Origin of the sequence: Morganella sp. HMSC11D09, from assembly GCF_001807955.1 — a bacterium.
GTDB lineage: Bacteria > Pseudomonadota > Gammaproteobacteria > Enterobacterales > Enterobacteriaceae > Morganella > Morganella morganii.
Genome location: NZ_KV791661.1, coordinates 136,778 through 158,199, shown reverse-complemented (window position 1 = coordinate 158,199; position 21,422 = coordinate 136,778). Strand labels below are relative to the sequence as shown.

The window sequence follows — 21,422 nt, the reverse complement described above, 5'->3', positions numbered from 1 at the left end:
GAGGAAATGTTTAAATGGATAAGTAAATTTCATTTCGGAATCGGTGTATGTTTTTTAATAAAAGCAAAATAATGTGGATGTTTTTTATTTTTATTTTTATTTTTATTTTTATAAAACAATATGTTGCTATTGTTTAAAGTTCGTTTAATTTATGGAGTAAGGGGTTTTTTATGAAATAAACATTTACATTTGCTCTTGGGGTTACAGACACAATATGTTATAAATGGCAGCTCACATTTTTTCTTTTTCACGCGACAGAACAAACACTTATTTTCTACTGATAATAATATGGCATCACTGAAAGATGTTGCCCGCCTGGCATCAGTCTCACTGATGACTGTTTCAAGGGCAATAAATAATCCGGAACTGCTGAAGCCTGAGACGTTGAGACAGGTTCAGCATGCTATTGATGTTCTGAATTATGTACCGGATTTATCAGCCCGGAAAATCAGAGGTAAAAATACAAATCTGTCGTGCATGGGGGTATTAGCAATTGATACCGCCTCAGCCCCGTTTTCTGTTGAAATACTGCTGGCTATTGAGCAGTGTGCAGAAAAATATGGCTGGGACCACTTTGTTGTTAATATTTCATCCGGAGATGACCCGGTTGCGGCTGTCCGCCAGATTTTATCCCGCCGCCCTGACGGTATTATTATTACCAGTGCAGAATTGCGTGAGATAAACATTCCTGAGTTACTCCGCGACAGAAACCTGGTATTAACGAACTGCTATGATCCCGGAAATACAGCGTTACCGTTTTATATTCCGGATGATTATCATGCTCAGTATGATGCAACAGAATATCTTATTCAGCGGGGTTACCGCCGCCCGCTTTGTATCTGGCCGCCGGCGGAATGCCTTTCATCCGGTCTGCGCCGTGATGCGGTTCAGAATGCGTGGCTGAATGCGGGATTGTCAGCCGGTCAGCTGAATCAGCACAACATCACATTATCTGATATTTATTACCGGGACGTTGTGACACTGATAGATCAATACATTGACGGTAATTCACCGTTATTTGACTGTATTATCTGTGGTAATGATCAGATAGCCTTTGTTGTGTATCAGGTTTTATTAACCCGCGGTATTTCTGTTCCGGAGCAGGCCGGTATTCTCGGCTGTGAAAATATGACCGGTACCGGAGAACTTTTTTATCCCCCGCTGACCACTATCCGCTCTCCGTATCGCCTGCTGGGTGAAACAGCGGCACTGCATCTTATTGAGGAACGGGTTTCGTCAGGGCGGACTTATGTCCCCTGCCGGATGCTCAGCAGAGAGTCACTCTGATCCCCGGCTGTTACACAATCCTTTCTCTTTTTTCCTGATTTTTATCCGTTCACGTTTGGTTAATTTTTTTAATTAACCAAAGGCAGGCTGCCGGATAAAAAATCAGCGCAGCGTTATTTTTGTAATTACGGACTTATCTGTCGTTTTGAGTGCAACATTAAGCGTAAATTTCGCTTTAGCTAAACACAAAACTTTCAATGTTGTATTTTAATGTTGTTTCTTTGATTTTTGGTTCGTAGTGGTAATTATTATTACTTACCTTTCAATGTTAACGTTAAAATAGTTAATTAAAAAAAGGTAATGATATTTTTCAGAGACAAAGCTACCGCACGAAAGATTTTTCAATCTCCGGAGGGAAATGTCTGACGTGTTGCTCTGTTTATCGTGGCAATGAACATTAAATGATTATTTATCGTTTGTAATCAATGCATTACGAGAGGTTGTAGTTTCCAGAGTATAAAAAATCAGGGGATCTATTTGGCTATAATCACTCAAAGTTAACGTTAACATCAAATGTTATGAATTATACCCAAAAATGATTTGTTAATGATACTTATAATGTTAACGTTATCAATATGAAAATCAAGCGAGACTGGTGTTTTATAGTTATATCTGCGTAGTAAACAGCGTGGTTTCAGTGAACATAATATGATGTATACGGGAGAGACCGGTGACGGGAAATAAATTGAGCAGGCGCATGGGATTTTTAATGCAGGGGGGTATGATAGTCATAACATAATGATAAACAGGATTGGCTGAACCATGTTTTTACGATCCGGCGCGATGCTGGCGATTTTTTCTTATTTTCTCTGGGGGATCACACCGCTTTTTTACCGCCTGCTGCCGGGGGTGCAGCCGCTGGAGTTATTATCCCAGCGTGTCCTCTGGTCAATTCCGCTGTTAATATTTGTCCGTTTCTTTTTAAAAAACCGTACCCGGGTAAAAGCGGTATGGGCGGATAAACGCTCGCTGCTGCTTTGTCTGCTCAGTACCAGTGTGATGGCAATATCCTGGTGCACCTTTACCTATTCAATGACCCATGATTTGGTGCTGGAAGCCAGCATGGGATATTTCATCACCCCCTTGTTTTCTATTTTACTGGGTGTCATCTTCCTGCATGAACGCCTGAAACCGGCAGAGAAAACCGCGCTGATTTTTGTCTGTGCCGGGGTGGGTTATCAGCTTTATCAGTACGGCAGCCTGCCGAAACTGGCGCTGATGATGGGCTCTGCGTTTGCACTGTACGGCTTTATCCGCAAATTTATCCGTTATGACCTGACGACTTCACTGCTGATTGAGAGTCTCTGGCTGCTGCCGGTGGCTATTGTGTTGTATTTCTGGCTTGAAAACAGCGGAGCGGGCACATTCAGCACCGCAGATACCTTTACCCGCATCTGTTTTATACTGACCGCACCTGTCACGCTGCTGCCGCTGCTGTTCTTCACGGCGGCGGTGCGTTCCACCACACTGACCACTATCGGGCTGGCACAGTATCTCGAGCCGACCATTCAGTTCCTGCTGGCGGTGTTCCTCTTTAATGAGCATTTTGATGCTGTCAAAGGCGTCAGTTTCTCATTGATCTGGCTGGGATTGTTGTTCTGTATCCTGTCTCTTATCCGCCATCACTGGAAAAATACAGCAAAAGCCGGTCTGGGTATAAAACCCCGCTGAGCGCTGTGACAGCCGGTGATTTGCTTATTTCGTGACTAAAGCAAACGATTGCGTATATAATGGCGCGCAAATTTTCCGGTATTTCTGAACAGGTGACAGTGATGACAACATTAGGTACGGCATTACGCCCGGGGGCCACAAAAGTGATGCTGCTGGGCGCAGGTGAATTAGGCAAAGAAGTGGCGATTGAGTGCCAGCGGCTCGGTATTGAAGTGATTGCTGTTGATCGTTATGACAACGCGCCGGCCATGCATATCGCACACCGCCGCTATGTGATCAACATGCTGGACGGCGCGGAGCTGGAAGCTGTGATCCGGAAAGAACAGCCTGACCATATTGTGCCGGAAATTGAAGCGATTGCGACAAATACATTATACCGTTTGGAGCAGGAGGGTTTTCATGTCGTGCCCTGTGCCAATGCGGTAAAACTGACCATGAACCGCGAAGGGATCCGCCGCCTGGCCGCAGAAGAGCTGAGGCTGATGACATCAGAATACCGTTTTGCGGATGATGAGGCGTCTTTTATCCGTGCCGCCGGTGAGATTGGATTTCCCTGCATTATCAAGCCGGTGATGAGTTCATCGGGTAAAGGGCAGAGCATTATCCGCGATGAAAGCACATTGCACGATGCCTGGCTGGCCTCTCAGGAAGCAGGACGCGCCGGAAAAGGGCGGGTGATTGTCGAGCGGATGATTGATTTCGATTATGAAATCACCCTGCTGACTGTCCGTGCGGCAGATGGTGTGCATTTTTGTGCACCGGTCGGGCACCGTCAGGAGCGCGGGGATTACCGTGAATCCTGGCAGCCGCAGGCCATGCCGGATGCTGTTCTGGCACGGGCACAACAGGTGGCGGAGACTATCGTTAACGGGCTGGGCGGCTATGGTCTGTTCGGTGTTGAGCTGTTTGTCCGTGGTGAGGATATTATTTTTAATGAAGTTTCTCCGCGTCCTCACGATACCGGGCTGGTCACACTGATTTCACAGAATATCTCTGAATTTGCCCTGCATGTGCGGGCGTTTCTCGGATTACCGGCCGGAGAGATAGTTCAGTACCGTCCGGCTGCTTCAGCGGTGATCCTGCCGTCACTGCGCAGCGATGATGTTCGTTACAGCGGGCTGGAGCACGCCCTGACCGGGACTGTGCAGTTGCGTCTGTTTGCCAAACCGGAGATTGACGGCTCCCGACGCATGGGCGTTGCCCTGGCGCTGGCACCTTCTGTTCAGGAGGCGGTAAATACTGCAAAACAGGCGGCGGCATCAGTAGTCGTCACCGGCTGACCGGGGTAATATCTGTGATGGCCTTCCCGTATATATAAAGAGGAAGGCATCACAGACCGTGGTCAGGCAGAGGAATAACCGATGAGATGCAGAATACCGGGAATCGTATTTGTAATGTTGCTGCCGCTGACCGCATTTGCCGGTACGGATGTGCAGGCAGAAAAAGCCCGTGAATGGGTGCGGGCCCGCGCGGATGAACCGTCAGTGGCGGATAACTGCTTCAGGCCGGATAATCCCTTTGAGCTCTGTCTGTACCGGGATAAAGATACCTTCGGCAGCCATTTCGTTGACCGTAATCTGCAGGAACCGTATCAGCCGTACTATTTCGACAGTGCGCCGGACGAACCGGAAGACGGGCGTTACCGTATCCGCTCCGGCAATAAAATCGGTTATGCGGACAGCGTCACCGGGCGGGTGGTGATCCCCGCCATTTATGACTGCACGTACGGCTTTGTCAGCGGTACCGCCGAGGTTGGCGTGGGGTGTGAAGAGGAAACCGACGGCGAGCACTCCTGGTGGACCGGCGGTCACTGGTTCCGTATTTCACCTTACGGCCTTATCACCGGATTCGGCCGGACACCACCGCCGGACAGCCGTTTATGATGCTGCACCGTAACGGCGGCGGGCCAGAATCCGCAGGCGCCAGCTGTGCAGAATATAGGTCACCAGCAGAATAAAGGCGACCACTCCCCAGACAATCATTTCACCATAGCGGGCACCGAAGTCCGCTATCTGTGCTTTGCCCGGATTATCCTTCTGATAATAAACACCCACCGGACCGTTTTCACACTGTGACTGGCACAGCAACTGATCTGTTGAGGTAAAGGTCACGATTTTATTATCCGCTGTCACGAATTTCACCACCGGCCAGCCGACCAGTTGCTGTCCCGAACGGGTATCGCGCATTTCTGTCCGCAGATAACCGGTTATCTGCCCGTCAGCATAGACATCATTCTGTTGTGTCTGCCAGGTCTGATAAATCATAAATCCGGCGAGGAAAACCACACTGAAGGTCAGCAGGCGGAGAACCCGCTGAAACAGCATATTGCGTTGTGTCTGCTTATCAGCATAAGCACGGAAGTTGCCGGGAGGTGTGCCGGGTTTTTTAGTCATATCGGTTACTGTCTTCTGTCGGTTTCAGGTCATAAATCACGGAGAAAAGCGGATAAAAGCACGCTTTCATAAAAAATTAACAAAAAGCACGAAAAAATTTAAAAAACATAACGTTAACCCGATCACAAATTTTACCGTCCCGGGAGGCGGATAAAACCGCCCGGCTGTAAAAAGTGACCGCTTAATCTGCTATACAACCGCTTACGGGATAATCCCCGTTTCCCGCCTTGATTTTTCTATCATAAAACACACTTGCAGGAAGTTTCTATTTTATTCGGCTGAAACACTTTTTCCGTACGGATACGGATCATTTTGATTATCACAGTCACATTTAAGGTGCGTTATGAACTCTAATCGCTTATTTAAGCACATTCCCTGGTTTATCCTGGGGATTATAGGTGCTTTCTGTCTCGGCGTTGTCGCATTACGCCGCGGCGAGCATGTCAGTGCATTATGGATCATTGTTGCATCGGTATCAGTCTATCTGGTGGCGTACCGCTACTACAGCCTGTATATCGCAACAAAGGTTATGAAACTGGATCCGACCCGGTCAACACCGGCGGTGATTAATAATGATGGTCTGAACTATGTTCCGACTAACCGTAACGTTCTGTTCGGCCACCACTTTGCCGCGATCGCCGGTGCGGGTCCGTTAGTCGGACCGGTACTTGCCGCGCAGATGGGGTATCTGCCGGGCACACTCTGGCTGCTGGCCGGTGTGGTGCTGGCGGGGGCGGTACAGGACTTTATGGTGCTGTTTATCTCCTCGCGCCGTAATGGTGCATCTCTGGGTGAGATTGTTAAAGAAGAGATGGGAACCGTGCCGGGCACTATCGCGCTCTTCGGCTGCTTCCTGATTATGATCATCATCCTCGCCGTGCTGGCACTGATTGTGGTGAAAGCGCTGGCAGAAAGTCCGTGGGGTGTGTTCACCGTCGTATCCACTGTGCCGATTGCCCTGTTTATGGGGATCTACATGCGCTATCTCCGGCCGGGACGTGTCGGTGAAGTGTCTGTCATCGGTATTGTGCTGCTGGTGGCGGCTATCTGGTTCGGTGGTGTGATTGCACACGACCCGTACTGGGGCCCTGCGCTGACCTTTAAAGATACCACTATCACTTATGCCCTGATCGGCTATGCGTTTGTTTCCGCTCTGCTGCCGGTGTGGCTGATTCTGGCTCCGCGTGACTATCTGGCAACCTTCCTGAAAATCGGTGTTATCGTCGGTCTGGCTGTGGGTATCGTTATCCTCAACCCGGATCTGAAAATGCCGGCAATGACACAGTTCGTTGACGGAACCGGTCCGGTCTGGAAAGGTGCTCTGTTCCCGTTCCTGTTTATTACTATTGCCTGTGGTGCGGTTTCCGGCTTCCACGCCCTGATTGCTTCCGGTACCACACCGAAACTGCTGGCCTGTGAAACCGATGCCCGTTATATCGGTTACGGCGCTATGCTGATGGAATCCTTTGTGGCGATTATGGCGCTGGTTGCAGCCTCCATTATCGAACCGGGTCTCTATTTTGCGATGAACACCCCGCCAGCGGCGCTGGGTATCACGATGCCGGATCTGCATAACCTCGGTACCGCAGATGCACCGATGATCATGGCACAGCTGAAAGATGTGACCGCTCAGGCGGCCGCGACGGTCAGTTCCTGGGGCTTTGTGATTTCGCCGGAGCAAATTTTACAGACCGCCAAAGATATCGGTGAGCCGTCTGTTCTGAACCGTGCGGGTGGTGCACCGACACTGGCGGTAGGTATCGCGCATGTGTTCCACAAAATCATTCCTGCAGCGGATATGGGCTTCTGGTATCACTTCGGGATCCTGTTTGAAGCACTGTTTATCCTGACTGCACTGGATGCGGGTACCCGTTCCGGCCGCTTTATGCTCCAGGATCTGCTGGGTAACTTCGTTCCGTTCCTGAAGAAAACTGACTCCTTCATTGCCGGGGTGATCGGTACTGCCGGTTGCGTGGGTCTGTGGGGTTATCTGCTGTATCAGGGCGTGGTCGATCCGCTGGGCGGCGTTAAGAGCCTGTGGCCGCTGTTCGGTATCTCCAACCAGATGCTGGCGGCTGTTGCCCTGGTTCTGTCCACCGTTGTTCTGATTAAGATGAAGCGCAGCAAATATATCTGGGTAACCACTATCCCTGCGGTATGGCTGCTGATTTGTACCACATGGGCGCTGGGTCTGAAACTGTTCAGTGACAACCCGCAACTGGAAGGCTTCTTCTGGCTGGCGAATGAGTACAAACGCCGCATTGCGGAAGGCGTGGCGTTAACGCCTGAGCAGGTCGCCAATATGCAGCACATCGTGGTGAACAACTACACCAACGCCGGTCTGAGCATTATCTTCCTGGTTGTTGTGTACAGCATCATCTTCTACGGCATCCGTACTGCGATGAAAGCGAGCAAAAACCCGGAACGTACTGATAACGAAACTCCGTATATCCCGGTTCCGGAAGAGGGAATTAAAGTCTCCTCCTCACACTGATAACAGCATGCAGTAACGCTGAAGTCTCATCCCCCGTATGATGTCAGTCACATTGTACGGGGGATATTTTTTATTATCCGAGTTATTTGTTACTCTGACAGCCTTTGTTCCGCTGTCTGTCTGTAAGAAGGACCCGATTATGCAACCTATCTCCGTGACTATCCTGACCGGTTTCCTGGGTGCCGGTAAAACCACACTGCTGCGCCATATTCTCCACGAGGAGCACGGGCAGAAAATTGCTGTGATTGAAAATGAATTCGGCGAGGTGCCTATCGATGATGAAATTATCGGTGACCGCGCCACGCAGATAAAAACCCTGAGCAACGGGTGTATCTGCTGCAGCCGCTCGAGTGAGCTGGAAGATGCGCTGCTCGACCTGTGTGAAAACCTGGACAGCGGCAAAATCGATTTTGACCGCCTGGTGATTGAATGCACCGGTATGGCTGATCCCGGCCCGATTACACAGACCTTCTTCTCCAATGAAAAACTGTGTGAACGCTATGTGCTGGACGGCATTATCACGCTGGTGGATGCGGTGCATGCACAGCAGCAGCTGGATCAGTTCACTATCGCCCAGGCACAGATTGGCTACGCGGATCGCATTCTGCTGACCAAAACGGACGTCGAGCCGGATAATGAGGCGCTGCTTGCCCGTTTGCAGCGGATTAATGCCAAAGCGCCGGTGTATAAGGTGATTAACGGTGATATCGACATGAACCTGCTGTTTAATGTCGGCGGTTTTATGCTGGATGACAATGTGGAAATCAGCAAACCGCTGTTCCGCTTTGCGCCGAAACAGCAGAATGACATTCAGTCTCTGGTGATCACCATGGATAAACCGGTGGAAATCAGCGCCATTTCCCGCGCCATGGAAACGTTGTTGCTCAGCTATGCTGATAATATGCTGCGTTACAAAGGGTTACTCTGGATTAAAGATGAGCCGCGCCGCCTGTTATTCCAGGGCGTTCAGCGTCTTTACAGTGCGGATTTTGACCGCGAATGGCGTGAGGATGATGTAAAACAGAGTGTGCTGATTTTTATCGGCATGCAACTGCCGGAGCAGGAAATCCGCAATGCATTTGCCACGCTGACGGCATGATAACAGCGGGTATTCACCCGCTCAGGTCGTTGTAAAAATAAAGCATGAAAAAACCGGCCGGTGCGGCCGGTAAAGGAAAGGGGGCTTCCTTAAAAAGCCAAACCCGGAAAAATCAGGCTGATTTTGCCTTGTTTGCCATGATTTCAATAATCTGCACGTCGGTGTGCTGCATAGACAGGCTGGCCAGCGCACAGAGGTTAGCAATGGATTTATCCACATCGGTACAGACGATGCCGTCGTTACCGCCGACACACTGCTGATTCATCGCCATCAGCACCGCTTTATAGGCTGCACTGACACCGCTGGAGACTTTCATCGCGCAGCTGTTGGAGGCACCGTCACAGATAATACCGGTGATATCCCCGATCATGCTGCTGATAGCCATCGCCACCGGCTCATATTTCCCTTCAAATAACCATGCGATACCGGCTGCGGCCCCCATTGAGGCGGTCGTGGCTGCACACAGCGCCGAAAGCGGCGGGAACTGGCTGTGAATATAAATCGCCATCAGGTGGGACAATGTCAGGGCACGGATAAGCTGCTCTTCATCCGCCTGTAAATATTCCGCGACCACCACCACCGGCTGGGTAGCGGCGATCCCCTGGTTACCGGAACCGGAGTTGCTCATGGCAGGCAGCTGCGCGCCGCCCATACGGGCATCCGAGGCTGACGAGGTGCGGATCATAATGTCGGACAGCAGATCTTTTGACAGCAATCCGCGCTCACGCTGTTTCTCCAGCGAACGGCCGATTTGTAACCCGTACGGGTTGGACATGCCTTCGCGGGCCAGGGCATCATTCAGATCAGCGGCCTGACGCATAAAATTGATCATCGAAACCGGTGCCTGAGTGGCGAAATCATAAATATCACGGGCGCAGGCATCCGCGAACGGATTATCGCTGCCGCCCTGATGCGTGATCGCATCATCCTGATAAATAATCGTGCCGTTATGGCTGATTTCCGTTACATGGGTATGATCGCCGCAGATAGTGACGGTGGCCTGATCGTCGCCGCTGTATACGGTGGCTTCAGAGTAAAGCACGTGGCTGCACGGTTCTTTGATTTCCACAGACACCGCGCCGGAGGCGAGAAAGGTTTTCCCGGCGGCGATATCGTCCGCAGTCACCCCGCACAGGACATTCAGACCGGCATCCGGCTGTCCGCCGATAGCGCCGAGTGCCGCAGCGACCGGCAGGCCGGTCATGCCTGTTCCCGGAACGGTCACGCCGAGGCCGTTTTTCATCAGGTTCGGGGAAACATAGCAGCGGATTTGAGTCGGTGCAGCGCTGAGGCAGGCCGCTGCTTTTGCGGCGGCCAGTGCCAGAGAAATCGGCTCGGTGCAGCCTGTCGCCGGTTTGACTGACTGACGCAGTGCCGCGACAAAATTGTTCCATTGAGCAGGGGTGTGATGTGTTGCCATTTTTCAGCCTTAAATACGCGAATCCGTTATGCGGCTCAGTGTACCGAAAGGGAAGCAGAAAAATCCTTTCACAATTCAGGGGTATTTGCAGAATCCGGAGAAAAACTTTCTCCCGGAAATAAAAAATAGGGCGGATAGGGGGGAAAAAAGCAAGAAATTGTCCGGCTATGGAAAGAGATAAAAATACTTATCTAACTATTTGATTTAAATATAGTATTGAATATGATTTGTATGCATTATGTTATGCATAAATAAAAAAGTGTGATGAGACCCCGTGACAGTAGTCACGAAAAACTGCGTTAATGGCTGTTTATCAGAGTATAACTCTGTATTTTTTCTTTTATTTGCTTTGTTGTGGTGTTATCCGCTGGTTTACCAGGTAATTCCCGCTGCGCAGCCGCAGCAGGAATTTTGCCGGAGGATCAGCCCTCAATATCCAGCCGTTTTGACTGCCATTTTTTCGAGCGCCAGCGCCAGGTATTGACGAGCCCGCGCAGCCACTCATCACACAGAAAACCAATCCAGATCCCCAGTATTCCCATTTCCAGTTTGATCCCCAGCACATAGCCGACCGGCAGTGCCACACACCACATAAAGAACAGGGCGGTACAGAGCGGGAAGCGGGCGTCACCGGCGGCACGCAGGGCGTTCACCATCACAATATTCAGGGTCCGGCCCGGCTCGAGGAAGACTGACAGCAGGAACAGCGGCAGCAGCAGTTTTATCACCGCCTGGTCATCACTCAGCCCGTAAGCGAGGTGGTCGCGGAACAGCCAGAACAGAAAGACAATCGGGATGGTGCTGAAAAAGCCGGTTTTCAGGCTTTTCATGCCGCGCTGATAGGCATCCTCAAAACGTTTTGCCCCGACCAGATGCCCGACCAGAATCTCATTCCCGATACTGATGGTTATCCCGAACAGCATAATAAACAGTGATAGCTGGAAGTAGATGGTCTGAGCGGCCAGTGCGGTCTCGCCCATCAGCCCGATAAAGGCGATAGCGACCATATAATGCAGCATCCAGACCAGGTTTTCCCCGGCAGACGGCAGACCGACATGCAGGATCTGCTTCAGCATATTTCTGGACCAGTGAAACAGCATGCGCGGCACGAATTTAATCCGCAGGCCGTAAAAGAGCAGGCCGCACAGCAGCGCCACCGCGATCAGACGTCCGGCCACCGTGGACCAGGCGACACCGACCAGCCCGTACTGTGGCAGCCCGAACAGACCGTACAGCACAATGCAGTTACCGACGACAGTCACCACGTTGGCGATCAGCGTGACATACATCGCCGGTTTGGCTCTGCCGTAAACCCGCAGACAGGCCGCCAGGATGATGGTCACTGCTTCCGGAATTAAACAGATCCCCAGAATATGCAGATAATTAAAGGCATCTTCCATCAGATGTTCCGGCGTATTCATCAGTTCCAGAATTTTATAGCCGAAAATAATGGTAAACCCGGCGGACAATAATCCCAGCAGCAGGTTAAACGCGATGGAAATATGAATAGCCTGACTGGCCTTATCCCGTCTGCCCGCTCCGATATACTGGGCGATCACCACACTGCACCCGACACTGATGAAATTGAAAATAGTGATAAACAGGTCAAACGCCTGGTTGCCGACCGCCATTGCCGCCAGATATTTTGACGACACATGGCTGACCATCCAGGTATTAATCAGGAAGGTGGAAAAGTGTAATAACAGGTCGATAAAAATCGGCCAGCTTAAGGAAAAGAGCCCGCGCTCTGTCACATCAGACTGATGCATGACGACCTTCTGTAAAGAGTGTGATTTTTGTTCCGGGACGGATACAGGGAGCCGGATTCTACCAGGATAATATTACTGAGAATAGCGAAAGGTGAAAAATAAAACATTTTTTTCATAACTAATTAAGAAATCAATGTTTCCTTTCATAAATAAGTATGATTTCCTTATCAGACTAATCAATGATGACAGAGAGAATTCCGTGAAAAAAATACGAGCCGCCGTCGTTGGTTACGGCAATATCGGACAGTATGCGATTGAGGCGCTGGAAGCTGCCGCTGATTTTGAGATTGCAGGGATTGTGCGCCGCAACCCGTCTGCCGCTGATACAGATTCCGTGTATCCGGTGGTGGCGGATATCCGTGAACTGGGCAAGGTGGATGTGGCACTGCTGTGCTCGCCGACCCGCGCCATCCGTGCGGTTGCTTCAGAGATCCTCGCACTGGGAATTAATACCGTGGACAGTTTTGATGTTCACAGTGAAATTGTCGCGCTGAAAGAGCACCTTGACCCGATTGCCCGCGCCGGTGAGTGTACGGCAATCATCTCCGCAGGCTGGGATCCGGGTTCGGATTCCATTATCCGCACGCTGATGCAGGCAATGGCGCCGAAAGGGCTGACGTACACCAACTTCGGGCCGGGGATGAGCATGGGGCACAGTGTTGCCGCCAAAGCGATTCCCGGTGTGAAGGATGCACTTTCCATGACAATCCCGCTGGGTACCGGTGTTCACCGCCGCATGGTCTATGTTGAGCTGGAGCCGGGGCATGATATTGATACCGTGACCGCCGCGCTGAAAGCCGACAGCTATTTTGCCTCTGATGAGACGCACGTCCGTCAGGTGGACAGCGTGGATGCCCTGAAAGATGTGGGACACGGTGTTTCCATGACGCACAAAGGCGTGTCGGGTAAAACCCATAACCAGTTGTTTGAATACAGCATGCGCATCAATAACCCGGCACTGACCTCCCAGTTTATGGTGTCTTCGGCACGGGCTGCCTGCCGTCAGCAGCCGGGCGCATACAGTGTGATCGAAATCCCGCCGGTAAACTTCCTGGCCGGGGATATCAACAGCTGGATCAGCAAACTGGTGTAGTGATATTTCAGTCACAAAACAGCAATAAAAAAGAGGTGAGAACCTCTTTTTTATTGCCTGCAAAACCGATAATTAAATTAACTGTTATATACGTAATGTTATTGTTGTTTATTTTTTCTGTGAATACAAAAAAGGGTAAACAAACCGGACGCTTTCTGATGTTATTCTTATTTTTCTCCGTGCCGGCTGAAGATAAAAAAAGAACGCGTAATTAATTACCGAAGCAATTGATTAGCTGTGCTTAATGTATTTTGATTTTTTTATGAAATCATCATGATTATTTAATATATCAAAGTATAATAATTGAGATGTTCATCATAGACAAAAGGATTATTCAATGTAATTTTGTGCATTACTTATCCACCCAGAGGGCTTTGTGTATGAATTTCTTATCCATCCCAAGTCGTCTTGCCGGTGTCTGCTTTGTGCAGGCATGGTTTAATATTGATCACCGCATTTCCAACTTCTTCCCTGAGTGATTCTCCGTTTGCGTATTTACCACGAGAACTAATTAAAAACACGCTGATATAACGTGGCTGCATTCCTGTATTTTCTTTTCAGAAAAATGCAGCGGATAAATATATCCGGCAGCCCGAAACCGGAGAATAAAATAATGAAACGTATTCCAGAACCGTTCCGTATTAAAATGGTTGAAAATATCCGTATGACAACCCGTAATGAGCGGGAAGTTGCCCTGAAAGAAGCCGGATATAACCCGTTTTTATTACCGGGCGATGTGGTCTTTATTGACCTGCTGACCGATTCCGGTACCGGTGCCATGAGTGACCGCCAGTGGGCCGGGCTGATGATGGGGGATGAGGCGTATGCCGGTTCCCGTAACTATTATCATCTCTGTGATCAGGTGAAAAAACTGATTGGCTACCCGTTCACTATCCCGACACACCAGGGACGCGGTGCCGAGCAAATTCTGTTCCCGTCACTGATCGCCCGCCGCCGCAAAGCCGGGGCGGATAAACCGGTCTTTATCTCCAACTTCCACTTTGATACCACTGCCGCCCATGTGGAGTTAAACGGCGCGAAAGCGATCAATGTGGTCACACCGAAAGCCTTTGATACAACAACCTATTATGACTGGAAAGGGGATTTCGATTTAGATCTGCTCAATGCGGCAATCGCAGAGCACGGCGCAAAAAATGTGGCCGCAATTGTCACCACCGTGACCTGTAACAGCTCCGGCGGTCAGCCGATATCACTGGCAAATATGAAAGCCGTGTATGACATTGCCAAAAAGCATGATATTCCGGTGGTGATTGATTCCGCCCGTTTCTGTGAAAACGCCTGGTTTATCAAACAGCGCGAAAAAGGCTATGCGGATAAGTCGGTGAAAGAGATCGTCAAAGAGATGTATAAATACGGCGATATGCTGACAATGTCGGCGAAAAAGGACTCACTGGTGAATATCGGTGGTCTGTGCTGTTTCCGTGATGACGAAGATCTGTTTAACGAAGTGCGCACCCGCTGTGTGCCGATGGAAGGCTTTGTCACCTACGGTGGTCTCGCCGGACGTGATATGGAGGCGCTGGCTATCGGGCTGGAAGAGGGGATGGATGAGGATTATCTCCGCTACCGTATCACCCAGGTGGAATATCTGGGAGAGCGCCTGCGCGAAGCGGGGATCCCGATCCAGTATCCGGTCGGCGGCCACGCGGTCTTTGTCGATGCGAAGAAAATGCTGCCGCATATCCCGGGCGATCAGTTCCCGGCGCATGCCCTGAACAATGAGCTGTTCCTGGAATCCGGCATCCGCGGGGTGGAAATTGGTTCTCTGCTGCTGGGGCGTGACCCGGAAACCGGTATTCAGAAGCCGTCACCGATGGAACTGCTGCGCCTGACAATTCCGCGCCGTGTCTATACCAATGACCATATGGATTATATCGCGGATGCCTTTATCCGGCTGAAAGAGAAAGCGGCGGATATCAAAGGGCTGACATTCACCTATGAACCACCGGTTCTGCGTCACTTTGTCGCTCGCCTGAAACCTGTCATGTAACCCTGTCGTCTTACAGGAGGATGCGCTGCATCCTCCTGATTTCAAACATAATGGTAATACTAAGCCACCAGAGGTACTCTTATGGCTACTGTTCCTGCGTCCTCTGTTTCGCCGTCCGTATTCGGCGGAGCAATGATTATCGGCGGAACTATCATTGGTGCGGGGATGTTTTCCCTGCCGGTGGTAATGTCCGGTGCATGGTTTTTCTGGTCGATTGCAGCACTGGTATTCACCTGGTTTTGTATGCTGCACTCGGGATTAATGATCCTCGAAGCCAACCTGAATTACCGGATTGGTTCCAGTTTCGACACGATCACCCGCGATTTGCTGGGAAACGGCTGGAATATTATTAACGGCCTGACCATTGCGTTCGTCCTGTATATTCTGACTTATGCCTATATTTCCGCCAGCGGATCGGTGCTGAGCCACACCTTTGCACAGGCGGGGATCACTCTTCCTGCACGGCTGGGCGGATTTCTGTTTGCCCTGGCGGTTGCCTTTATTGTCTGGCTGAGCACCAAAGCGGTCAGCCGGATGACGACGATTGTGCTCGGTGCCAAAATCCTGACATTCTTTATGACATTCGGCGGTCTGCTGTGGAATGTGAAACCGGCGGTATTACTGAACGTGGCACAGCCGGATGCTTCTTATCTGCCTTATGTGTTGTTTACCCTGCCGTTTTGCCTGGCCTCTTTCGGGTTCCACGGTAATGTGCCGAGCCTGATGAAATATTACGGCAAAGAGCCCGGTAAGATCCGCCGCTGTCTGACAATCGGCACACTGATGGCGCTGGTGCTCTATATCATCTGGATGCTCGGCACGATGGGGAATATTCCGCGTCCGGACTTTATTCCGATTGCGGAGAAGGGCGGTAATATTGATGTGCTGGTTCAGGCGCTGAGTGGTGTACTGCACAGCCGGGGACTGGAGCTGCTGCTGATTGTGTTCTCGAACTTTGCGGTGGCCAGTTCGTTCCTCGGGGTGACGCTGGGGCTGTTTGATTATCTGGCGGATCTGTTCAAATTTGATGACAGCAAAATTGGCCGCCTGAAAACCGCCGGGGTCCCCTTTATCCCGCCGATGCTGGGCGGATTGATCTATCCGAACGGTTTTATTTACGCCATCGGTTTTGCCGGTCTGGCGGCGACGGTCTGGGCGGCTATTGTCCCGGCACTGCTGGCCCGTGCATCCCGTAAACGCTTCGGCAGCCCGCAGTTCCGGGTCTGGGGCGGTGAGCCCATGATCTGGCTGATCCTGGGCTTCGGGGTACTGAACGCGGTGGTACATATTTTGTCGAGTTTCAGCCTGTTGCCGGTTTACCGGTAAGCCATTACGTAAGCGGCAGGATTGTTGAGATTAATGATCCTGTCCGCTGACTCATGAGGGCGGATTTTTGATATAAAAAATGCCTGCAATATATATTGCAGGCACCCGGTGTTGACTTAAAAAATAAATAATTTAATTATCTTGTTATATTTTTAAACGCTTCTGTGGTGGCTTTTAATGCCACTTCTGTCGGTAAACGCTCCATGGAACTGGCACCGTAAAAACCGTGGCAGTCCGGGCAGCGATCTAAAATGTATTGTGCATCTTCCGGGGTCGCGATAGGGCCGCCGTGACACAATACAATAATATCCGGACGGACAGCTTTGGCCGCTTTCGCCCAGTCATTGATCATCTCAACACAGTCATCCAGCGTGGTGGCGGTTTCCGCCCCGATATTACCGCCGGTGGTCAGACCCATATGCGGCACAAGAATATCCGCACCGGCTTCGGTCATGGCAATGGCATCTTCACGACTGAAGACATACGGTGTGGTCAGCAGATCTTTTTCATGTGCCTTGCGGATCATCTCCACTTCCAGCGCATAACCCATGCCGGTTTCTTCCAGATTGGCGCGGAATTTACCGTCGATCAGGCCGACTGTCGGGAAGTTCTGCACGCCGGAAAACCCGGTGGCTTTGATATCGTCCAGGAATTTATCAAACTGACAGAACGGATCCGTGCCGTTGACACCCGCCAGAACCGGCGTATGTTTCACGACCGGCAGCACTTCTTTTGCCATATCCATGACGATTTCGTTGGCATTACCGTAAGCCAGCAGACCGGCCAGTGAGCCGCGTCCTGCCATGCGGTAACGGCCGGAGTTATAGATAACGATGAGATCGATACCGCCGGCTTCCTCACATTTTGCTGACAGACCGGTACCGGCACCGCCGCCGATAATCGGCTCGCCGCGTGAAATCATGTCATTGAATTTTTTCAGTAATGCGTCACGGGAAAGTGGCATCTTGTGTCTCCTTATTTCGCCCGTAATTGCTGGTGTTGATCAATGACAAAACGGGTAAATTCCGGGTCATTAATGTGATACGGGCATTTGCGTAAAATACGTTTTTCTGTTTGTTTATAATGAGTTTCGAACGCCTCAATAAAGGCGCGGTCTGCATCCGGCGACCAGAAAGGCATACCTTCAGCATCCAGGGCGGAGAAACCGCCTTCCGGAATGATAAAAATGACATCGCCGTGACACTGGTTGAGTTTTTCCGCAATCCAGCGCCCCATCTGTGCATTTTCTTCCGGGGTGGTACGCATCAGGGTGACCTGGGCGTTGTGGTGATAGAACTGACGATCGGCGTATTTTTCCGGTACGGTGGACGGGCGGCCGAAATTGACCATATCCAGTGCGCCGCAGGAGCCGATATACGGCGTCTGCGAACGGGCAATGGCGCCGAAACGGTCTTCATCACAGGCCAGAACGCCGCCGAAAAGATAGTCACACACTTCCGTGGTGGTCAGGTCAAGGATACTGTCGAACAGATGGTCATCCGCCAGTTTCTCCATCGCTTTACCGCCGCTGCCGGTCGCATGAAAGACCAGACAATCGTAATCCGCTTCCAGTTCTTTGCTGATTTGCTGGATACACGGTGTGGTGACGCCGAACATAGTCAGGGCAATGGCGGGTTTATCAGTAACCTGCTCTTCCTGACAGAAGTAAACCGCCCCGGCAATCTGGTTAGCCGCATTACGGAGAACTTTACGTGAAATTCGGTTCAGGCCGGAGACATCAGTGACAGAGTAGAGCATGGCAATATCGCTTGCGCCGATATAGCCGGAAATATCACCGGAGGCCATGGTGGAAACCATGAGTTTAGGGATGCCGACAGGCAGGGATTGCATTGCTGGTGTAATCAGTGCCGTTCCACCGGATCCGCCCAAACCGAGAAGTGCTGCAATATCATTTTGTTTTGCAAGGAAACGTTCAAAGGCGACAGCCATTGCCGCGATAGCACGGCCGCGGTCGCCGCAGAAAACCGCGCTTTCGCCGTCAGGGTGACAAGCGGCGACGTCGCGGGCGCAGACATCCGCTTCCCGGGTCAGCTGACCGGGTTTTGTGGTTAAATCCACAGTCTTTACAGCCAGGCCGGTGCGCTGGATCAGCTCACTGACATAAAAAATCTCATCACTTTTGGTATCGAGCGTTGTGGCGATATAGACAGCGCCTTTATTGCTGTTCATGGTTAACCTCAAAGGGATATCGGATGTCTGATAACGCATCATAACCAGAATGAGACTGTAGTATCATTTTGTTTGGCTGATTTTGAGACATGCATCTCAATTTGTCTATCTTTAAATCAGTTTTTTGATAAAAAAAACACCATAAGGGTGTTGCCGGCGGGGATGTTGTGTAAGATAGCCGCGCAAAATTCACAGAAAATTGTTAAAGGAAAATCAGTTATGGCCTGTACTGATGATGGGGCACCTTACTCCGGCACACGGAAGCGGACATTTAATCTGCTGGTTAATACCGCGCTGGCACTGTTTGAACAGGGCGCGATGCCGTCAGTCTCTGAACTGGCAGCGGAAGCCGGTGTGTCACGGGCAACGGCTTACCGCTATTTTCCGGCACAAAGTGATTTAATCGCCGCCACCGTGGATGCGAGCCTCGGCCCGATTCTGACTTGGCGCTCCGACAGCCCGGAAACCCGCGACCGGATGGAGCAATTGCTGGCTTTCGCTTATCCGCAGATGTTCCGCCACGAAGGTGCACTGCGTGCGGCATTGTATGTGTCGTTGCAGCAGTGGGCGCAGGATCGCTCGGCTTCGGCCAAATCCCAGACTAATGATGAGAAAAAACTGGTCAGAGGGCACCGCAAGGCGATTCTGGCTAATGTCACCGAGCCGCTGAAGGCGCATGTGGATCAGGAAACACTGGATAAAGTGATCCGTGCATTCTCGCTGGTGTACGGTTCGGAAGTGTTCCTGGTGATGAAAGATATCTGGAAGATGAATGACGGTGAAGTCATCGATATTACCCAGTGGATGGCAAAAGCGATTCTGAATCAGGCCATGGCGGACAGCCGGGCACAACAGGATGAGCAGCCGTAATCACGGCTGTTCTCTTATCTTCCGTGCACCACACTGATTTCCGCCTCTGACGGTGAGAAAGTTACGCGCATAATTATATCCCCTGTAATTAATTGATTCCGGTGATAGACTGATTTTCTGTTCCGGCAACCGGCTGACATTATAACAATATGAATATTATCAAAACTGCAGCAGGGATTTCGGCCTGTTTTGCGGCCGGATTATTGCTGGCATACCTGAACGTGCCGATGGCGCTGATGTTCGGCCCCATCATTCTGATTATTATTGCGCACCGTTTCAATGTTTCGCTCACTATTCCTAAGGGAACATTAACCTTTGTTCAGATGGTGCTCGGAACATCCGTCGGGCTGATGTTTACCCGTGTCGATCTCAGTCAGTTTGATCATCTTCTGCTGATTATGCTCATCATGGTGTCGTGTCTGGCGGTGCAGTTTACCGTCAGTTTTCTCTGGTTCCGCAAACGGGTGGGGTGGTCAGTTCAGGAATCTCTGCTGGGAGCGGTGCCGGGGGCAATGGCGGCAATTCTGGCGCTGATGGATCACACCGGTACACCGCCGCAGAAGGTAGTGATTTCTCATACTATCCGCCTGATTATTCTGATTATGCTGGCGGGTGTGGTGGTCGGCAGTGATCATCCTGTCCCGCCGCCTGCGGATATTCCGCCGCAGAGTCTGGTGTCCGTGCTGTGGCTGCTGGTGATTGTGGTGTGCGGGTATCTGTCCGGCAAAGCGCTGGAAAAAATCAATGTCCCGGCACCGTTTATGCTGACATCACTGGGCACGGCGATTGCGGTGCAGAGCATGGTTAGTACTTACATTGTTTTCCCGCTGCCGCTGAATGATATCAGTATGACGCTGATCGGCATGTATATCGGGAGCTATTTTGTTCTGTTTCCGCTGAGATCACTGCTGCGCAATATGGTGACGTCCGCTCAGGTGGTGCTGATCAATATTGTGCTGACTGCACTGATTGCATTCGGGGCGTCTCACCTGACCGGTTTTTCCTTCCCGATGCTGCTGCTCTCCTGGGCGCCCGGCAGCATGGAAGCCATGACATTCGCCGCAATTGCGATGGGGATAGATGCGGGTTTTGTCATGCTTAACCATATTTTCCGCATGCTGATTATTCAGAGCGTGCCGTCAGTGGTGCTGTATATTCAGGAACGGAGGAGTAAGTAATTACTCCGCTTTTTTCACTGTCAGCCGCACAGAATAGACCGGGTCTGAGTTTCCGCACATGTTGCGGTAAGACATTCCTTTGATATTTACCCTGACTTTCCCGCGCTCCGCCGGTGTTCCCTGCAAACGGGCAGCGATCAGCGGGCGCTGATCGGCTTTCATCACCCGTGTCTGCCACTCCTCACCGGTGATAAGCGGTATCCATTCCCCGGCCTCATTTTTTGACATCAGTGTGACCGTCATCCAGTCCGGTTTCTCACTGACATAAAACGGGATCATTCCTGTGTGCCGGGGGATTTCAATCGTTTGCTCATACGGCTGACCGGCCACCGCATCCGGTGCCGGGATTTTGGTCACCAATTCTGACGGCGTAAATATAGCCATACCGCCGCACATGGCACCATAAAACACCCCGCAGCCGCTTAACATCCCGCACAGCAGCAGTACAACGGTTCCCCTGAGAAATGAATGAGACAGGCGCATTATGGTTTCTTCCCTGATATTCATGCAAAAAATAAGTTTGCCAGTATAAAAAAAGATCACAACAAAAACTGTGCCCGGTATCTGTCAATTCAGGAAATCACACAATATGTACTGGTTAATACAAATGAGTCTTGTTAG

At 50.8% G+C, this 21,422-nt stretch carries 18 protein-coding genes; 12 read left to right on the top strand and 6 right to left on the bottom strand.

Annotated elements, in window-relative coordinates:
- Positions 1–288: 288 nt before the first annotated feature.
- The 4 genes from HMPREF3119_RS03320 to HMPREF3119_RS03305 all read left to right on the top strand — a co-directional run bounded on the left by HMPREF3119_RS03320 (position 289) and on the right by HMPREF3119_RS03305 (position 4,841).
- Positions 289–1,287, top strand: coding sequence for a LacI family DNA-binding transcriptional regulator (locus HMPREF3119_RS03320; protein WP_070578438.1), 999 nt, complete (start codon positions 289–291; stop codon positions 1,285–1,287).
- Positions 1,288–2,049: 762 nt separating this feature from the next.
- On the top strand, positions 2,050–2,958 hold the full coding sequence (rarD, locus tag HMPREF3119_RS03315) for an EamA family transporter RarD (RefSeq protein ID WP_004236036.1): 909 nt from the start codon (positions 2,050–2,052) through the stop codon (positions 2,956–2,958).
- Positions 2,959–3,059: 101 nt separating this feature from the next.
- Positions 3,060–4,238, top strand: coding sequence for a formate-dependent phosphoribosylglycinamide formyltransferase (gene purT, locus HMPREF3119_RS03310; RefSeq protein WP_070578515.1), 1,179 nt, complete (start codon positions 3,060–3,062; stop codon positions 4,236–4,238).
- 81 nt (positions 4,239–4,319) lie between these two features.
- On the top strand, positions 4,320–4,841 hold the full coding sequence (locus HMPREF3119_RS03305; RefSeq protein ID WP_015422480.1) for a hypothetical protein: 522 nt from the start codon (positions 4,320–4,322) through the stop codon (positions 4,839–4,841).
- Here HMPREF3119_RS03305 and HMPREF3119_RS03300 read toward each other — a convergent pair.
- Entirely contained in the window at positions 4,836–5,351 is a 516-nt protein-coding gene (locus tag HMPREF3119_RS03300) for a DUF3592 domain-containing protein (RefSeq protein ID WP_004236033.1), read from the bottom strand. The two genes, HMPREF3119_RS03305 and HMPREF3119_RS03300, sit on opposite strands and share 6 nt — an antisense overlap.
- A gap of 343 nt (positions 5,352–5,694) precedes the next feature.
- On the opposite strand from HMPREF3119_RS03300, the gene HMPREF3119_RS03295 reads away from it, so the two are divergent.
- Positions 5,695–7,845, top strand: a complete 2,151-nt coding sequence (locus HMPREF3119_RS03295) for a carbon starvation CstA family protein (RefSeq protein ID WP_004238953.1) — start codon at positions 5,695–5,697, stop codon at positions 7,843–7,845.
- A gap of 139 nt (positions 7,846–7,984) precedes the next feature.
- Positions 7,985–8,944, top strand: a complete 960-nt coding sequence (gene yjiA, locus HMPREF3119_RS03290; RefSeq protein WP_015422481.1) for a GTPase — start codon at positions 7,985–7,987, stop codon at positions 8,942–8,944.
- 112 nt (positions 8,945–9,056) lie between these two features.
- On the opposite strand, the gene HMPREF3119_RS03285 is transcribed toward yjiA, so the two are convergent.
- Positions 9,057–10,364, bottom strand: coding sequence for an L-cysteine desulfidase family protein (locus HMPREF3119_RS03285; RefSeq protein ID WP_070578436.1), 1,308 nt, complete (start codon positions 10,362–10,364; stop codon positions 9,057–9,059).
- Positions 10,365–10,786: 422 nt separating this feature from the next.
- A complete protein-coding gene (locus HMPREF3119_RS03280) occupies positions 10,787–12,133 on the bottom strand; it encodes an MATE family efflux transporter (RefSeq protein WP_004236027.1) in 1,347 nt (448 codons plus the stop codon).
- Between the two features lie 199 nt (positions 12,134–12,332).
- Between HMPREF3119_RS03280 and HMPREF3119_RS03275 the strand changes: the two genes are divergently transcribed.
- From HMPREF3119_RS03275 to mtr, 4 genes are all read left to right on the top strand, one after another.
- Positions 12,333–13,226: a diaminopimelate dehydrogenase gene (locus tag HMPREF3119_RS03275; RefSeq protein ID WP_046024710.1), complete on the top strand. Its 894-nt coding sequence runs from the start codon at positions 12,333–12,335 to the stop codon at positions 13,224–13,226.
- A 380-nt stretch (positions 13,227–13,606) separates the two neighbouring features.
- Positions 13,607–13,705 carry a tryptophanase leader peptide gene (gene tnaC / locus HMPREF3119_RS19330; protein ID WP_015422482.1) on the top strand — a complete coding sequence of 33 codons (99 nt, stop codon included), beginning with the start codon at positions 13,607–13,609 and terminating at the stop codon, positions 13,703–13,705.
- 134 nt (positions 13,706–13,839) lie between these two features.
- The gene (gene tnaA / locus HMPREF3119_RS03265; protein WP_015422483.1) at positions 13,840–15,237 is read left to right on the top strand and encodes a tryptophanase; all 1,398 of its coding nucleotides are present in this window, start codon (positions 13,840–13,842) and stop codon (positions 15,235–15,237) included.
- Positions 15,238–15,318: 81 nt separating this feature from the next.
- A complete protein-coding gene (gene mtr, locus HMPREF3119_RS03260; RefSeq protein WP_070578433.1) occupies positions 15,319–16,563 on the top strand; it encodes a tryptophan permease in 1,245 nt (414 codons plus the stop codon).
- A 136-nt stretch (positions 16,564–16,699) separates the two neighbouring features.
- On the opposite strand, the gene HMPREF3119_RS03255 is transcribed toward mtr, so the two are convergent.
- Both HMPREF3119_RS03255 and HMPREF3119_RS03250 read right to left on the bottom strand, forming a co-directional pair.
- The gene (locus HMPREF3119_RS03255; RefSeq protein ID WP_024472758.1) at positions 16,700–17,527 is read right to left on the bottom strand and encodes a phosphoenolpyruvate hydrolase family protein; all 828 of its coding nucleotides are present in this window, start codon (positions 17,525–17,527) and stop codon (positions 16,700–16,702) included.
- Between the two features lie 11 nt (positions 17,528–17,538).
- Positions 17,539–18,753, bottom strand: coding sequence for a Tm-1-like ATP-binding domain-containing protein (locus HMPREF3119_RS03250; protein WP_046024708.1), 1,215 nt, complete (start codon positions 18,751–18,753; stop codon positions 17,539–17,541).
- Between the two features lie 219 nt (positions 18,754–18,972).
- Here HMPREF3119_RS03250 and HMPREF3119_RS03245 point away from each other — a divergent pair, with 219 nt between their 5' ends.
- Both HMPREF3119_RS03245 and HMPREF3119_RS03240 read left to right on the top strand, forming a co-directional pair.
- On the top strand, positions 18,973–19,623 hold the full coding sequence (locus HMPREF3119_RS03245; protein ID WP_062773040.1) for a TetR/AcrR family transcriptional regulator: 651 nt from the start codon (positions 18,973–18,975) through the stop codon (positions 19,621–19,623).
- Between the two features lie 149 nt (positions 19,624–19,772).
- Entirely contained in the window at positions 19,773–20,801 is a 1,029-nt protein-coding gene (locus HMPREF3119_RS03240; RefSeq protein WP_070578430.1) for an AbrB family transcriptional regulator, read from the top strand.
- Here the strand turns inward: HMPREF3119_RS03240 and HMPREF3119_RS03235 are convergent, their stop codons facing one another.
- Complete coding sequence (locus HMPREF3119_RS03235; RefSeq protein ID WP_036413911.1) at positions 20,802–21,284, bottom strand: hypothetical protein; 483 nt, start codon at positions 21,282–21,284, stop codon at positions 20,802–20,804. It lies immediately after the preceding gene.
- Positions 21,285–21,422 lie beyond the last annotated feature (138 nt).

What these genes read in the sequence shown, in the direction of transcription:
- HMPREF3119_RS03245 (WP_062773040.1), top strand. Translation starts at nt 18,973, where the DNA reads ATGGCCTGTACTGATGATGGGGCACCTTACTCCGGCACACGGAAGCGG.
- HMPREF3119_RS03250 (WP_046024708.1), bottom strand. Translation starts at nt 18,753, where the DNA reads ATGAACAGCAATAAAGGCGCTGTCTATATCGCCACAACGCTCGATACC.
- HMPREF3119_RS03235 (WP_036413911.1), bottom strand. Translation starts at nt 21,284, where the DNA reads ATGCGCCTGTCTCATTCATTTCTCAGGGGAACCGTTGTACTGCTGCTG.
- tnaA (WP_015422483.1), top strand. Translation starts at nt 13,840, where the DNA reads ATGAAACGTATTCCAGAACCGTTCCGTATTAAAATGGTTGAAAATATC.
- HMPREF3119_RS03300 (WP_004236033.1), bottom strand. Translation starts at nt 5,351, where the DNA reads ATGACTAAAAAACCCGGCACACCTCCCGGCAACTTCCGTGCTTATGCT.
- mtr (WP_070578433.1), top strand. Translation starts at nt 15,319, where the DNA reads ATGGCTACTGTTCCTGCGTCCTCTGTTTCGCCGTCCGTATTCGGCGGA.
- HMPREF3119_RS03240 (WP_070578430.1), top strand. Translation starts at nt 19,773, where the DNA reads ATGAATATTATCAAAACTGCAGCAGGGATTTCGGCCTGTTTTGCGGCC.
- tnaC (WP_015422482.1), top strand. Translation starts at nt 13,607, where the DNA reads ATGAATTTCTTATCCATCCCAAGTCGTCTTGCCGGTGTCTGCTTTGTG.
- HMPREF3119_RS03280 (WP_004236027.1), bottom strand. Translation starts at nt 12,133, where the DNA reads ATGCATCAGTCTGATGTGACAGAGCGCGGGCTCTTTTCCTTAAGCTGG.
- HMPREF3119_RS03255 (WP_024472758.1), bottom strand. Translation starts at nt 17,527, where the DNA reads ATGCCACTTTCCCGTGACGCATTACTGAAAAAATTCAATGACATGATT.
- HMPREF3119_RS03295 (WP_004238953.1), top strand. Translation starts at nt 5,695, where the DNA reads ATGAACTCTAATCGCTTATTTAAGCACATTCCCTGGTTTATCCTGGGG.
- yjiA (WP_015422481.1), top strand. Translation starts at nt 7,985, where the DNA reads ATGCAACCTATCTCCGTGACTATCCTGACCGGTTTCCTGGGTGCCGGT.
- rarD (WP_004236036.1), top strand. Translation starts at nt 2,050, where the DNA reads ATGTTTTTACGATCCGGCGCGATGCTGGCGATTTTTTCTTATTTTCTC.
- purT (WP_070578515.1), top strand. Translation starts at nt 3,060, where the DNA reads ATGACAACATTAGGTACGGCATTACGCCCGGGGGCCACAAAAGTGATG.
- HMPREF3119_RS03305 (WP_015422480.1), top strand. Translation starts at nt 4,320, where the DNA reads ATGAGATGCAGAATACCGGGAATCGTATTTGTAATGTTGCTGCCGCTG.
- HMPREF3119_RS03320 (WP_070578438.1), top strand. Translation starts at nt 289, where the DNA reads ATGGCATCACTGAAAGATGTTGCCCGCCTGGCATCAGTCTCACTGATG.
- HMPREF3119_RS03285 (WP_070578436.1), bottom strand. Translation starts at nt 10,364, where the DNA reads ATGGCAACACATCACACCCCTGCTCAATGGAACAATTTTGTCGCGGCA.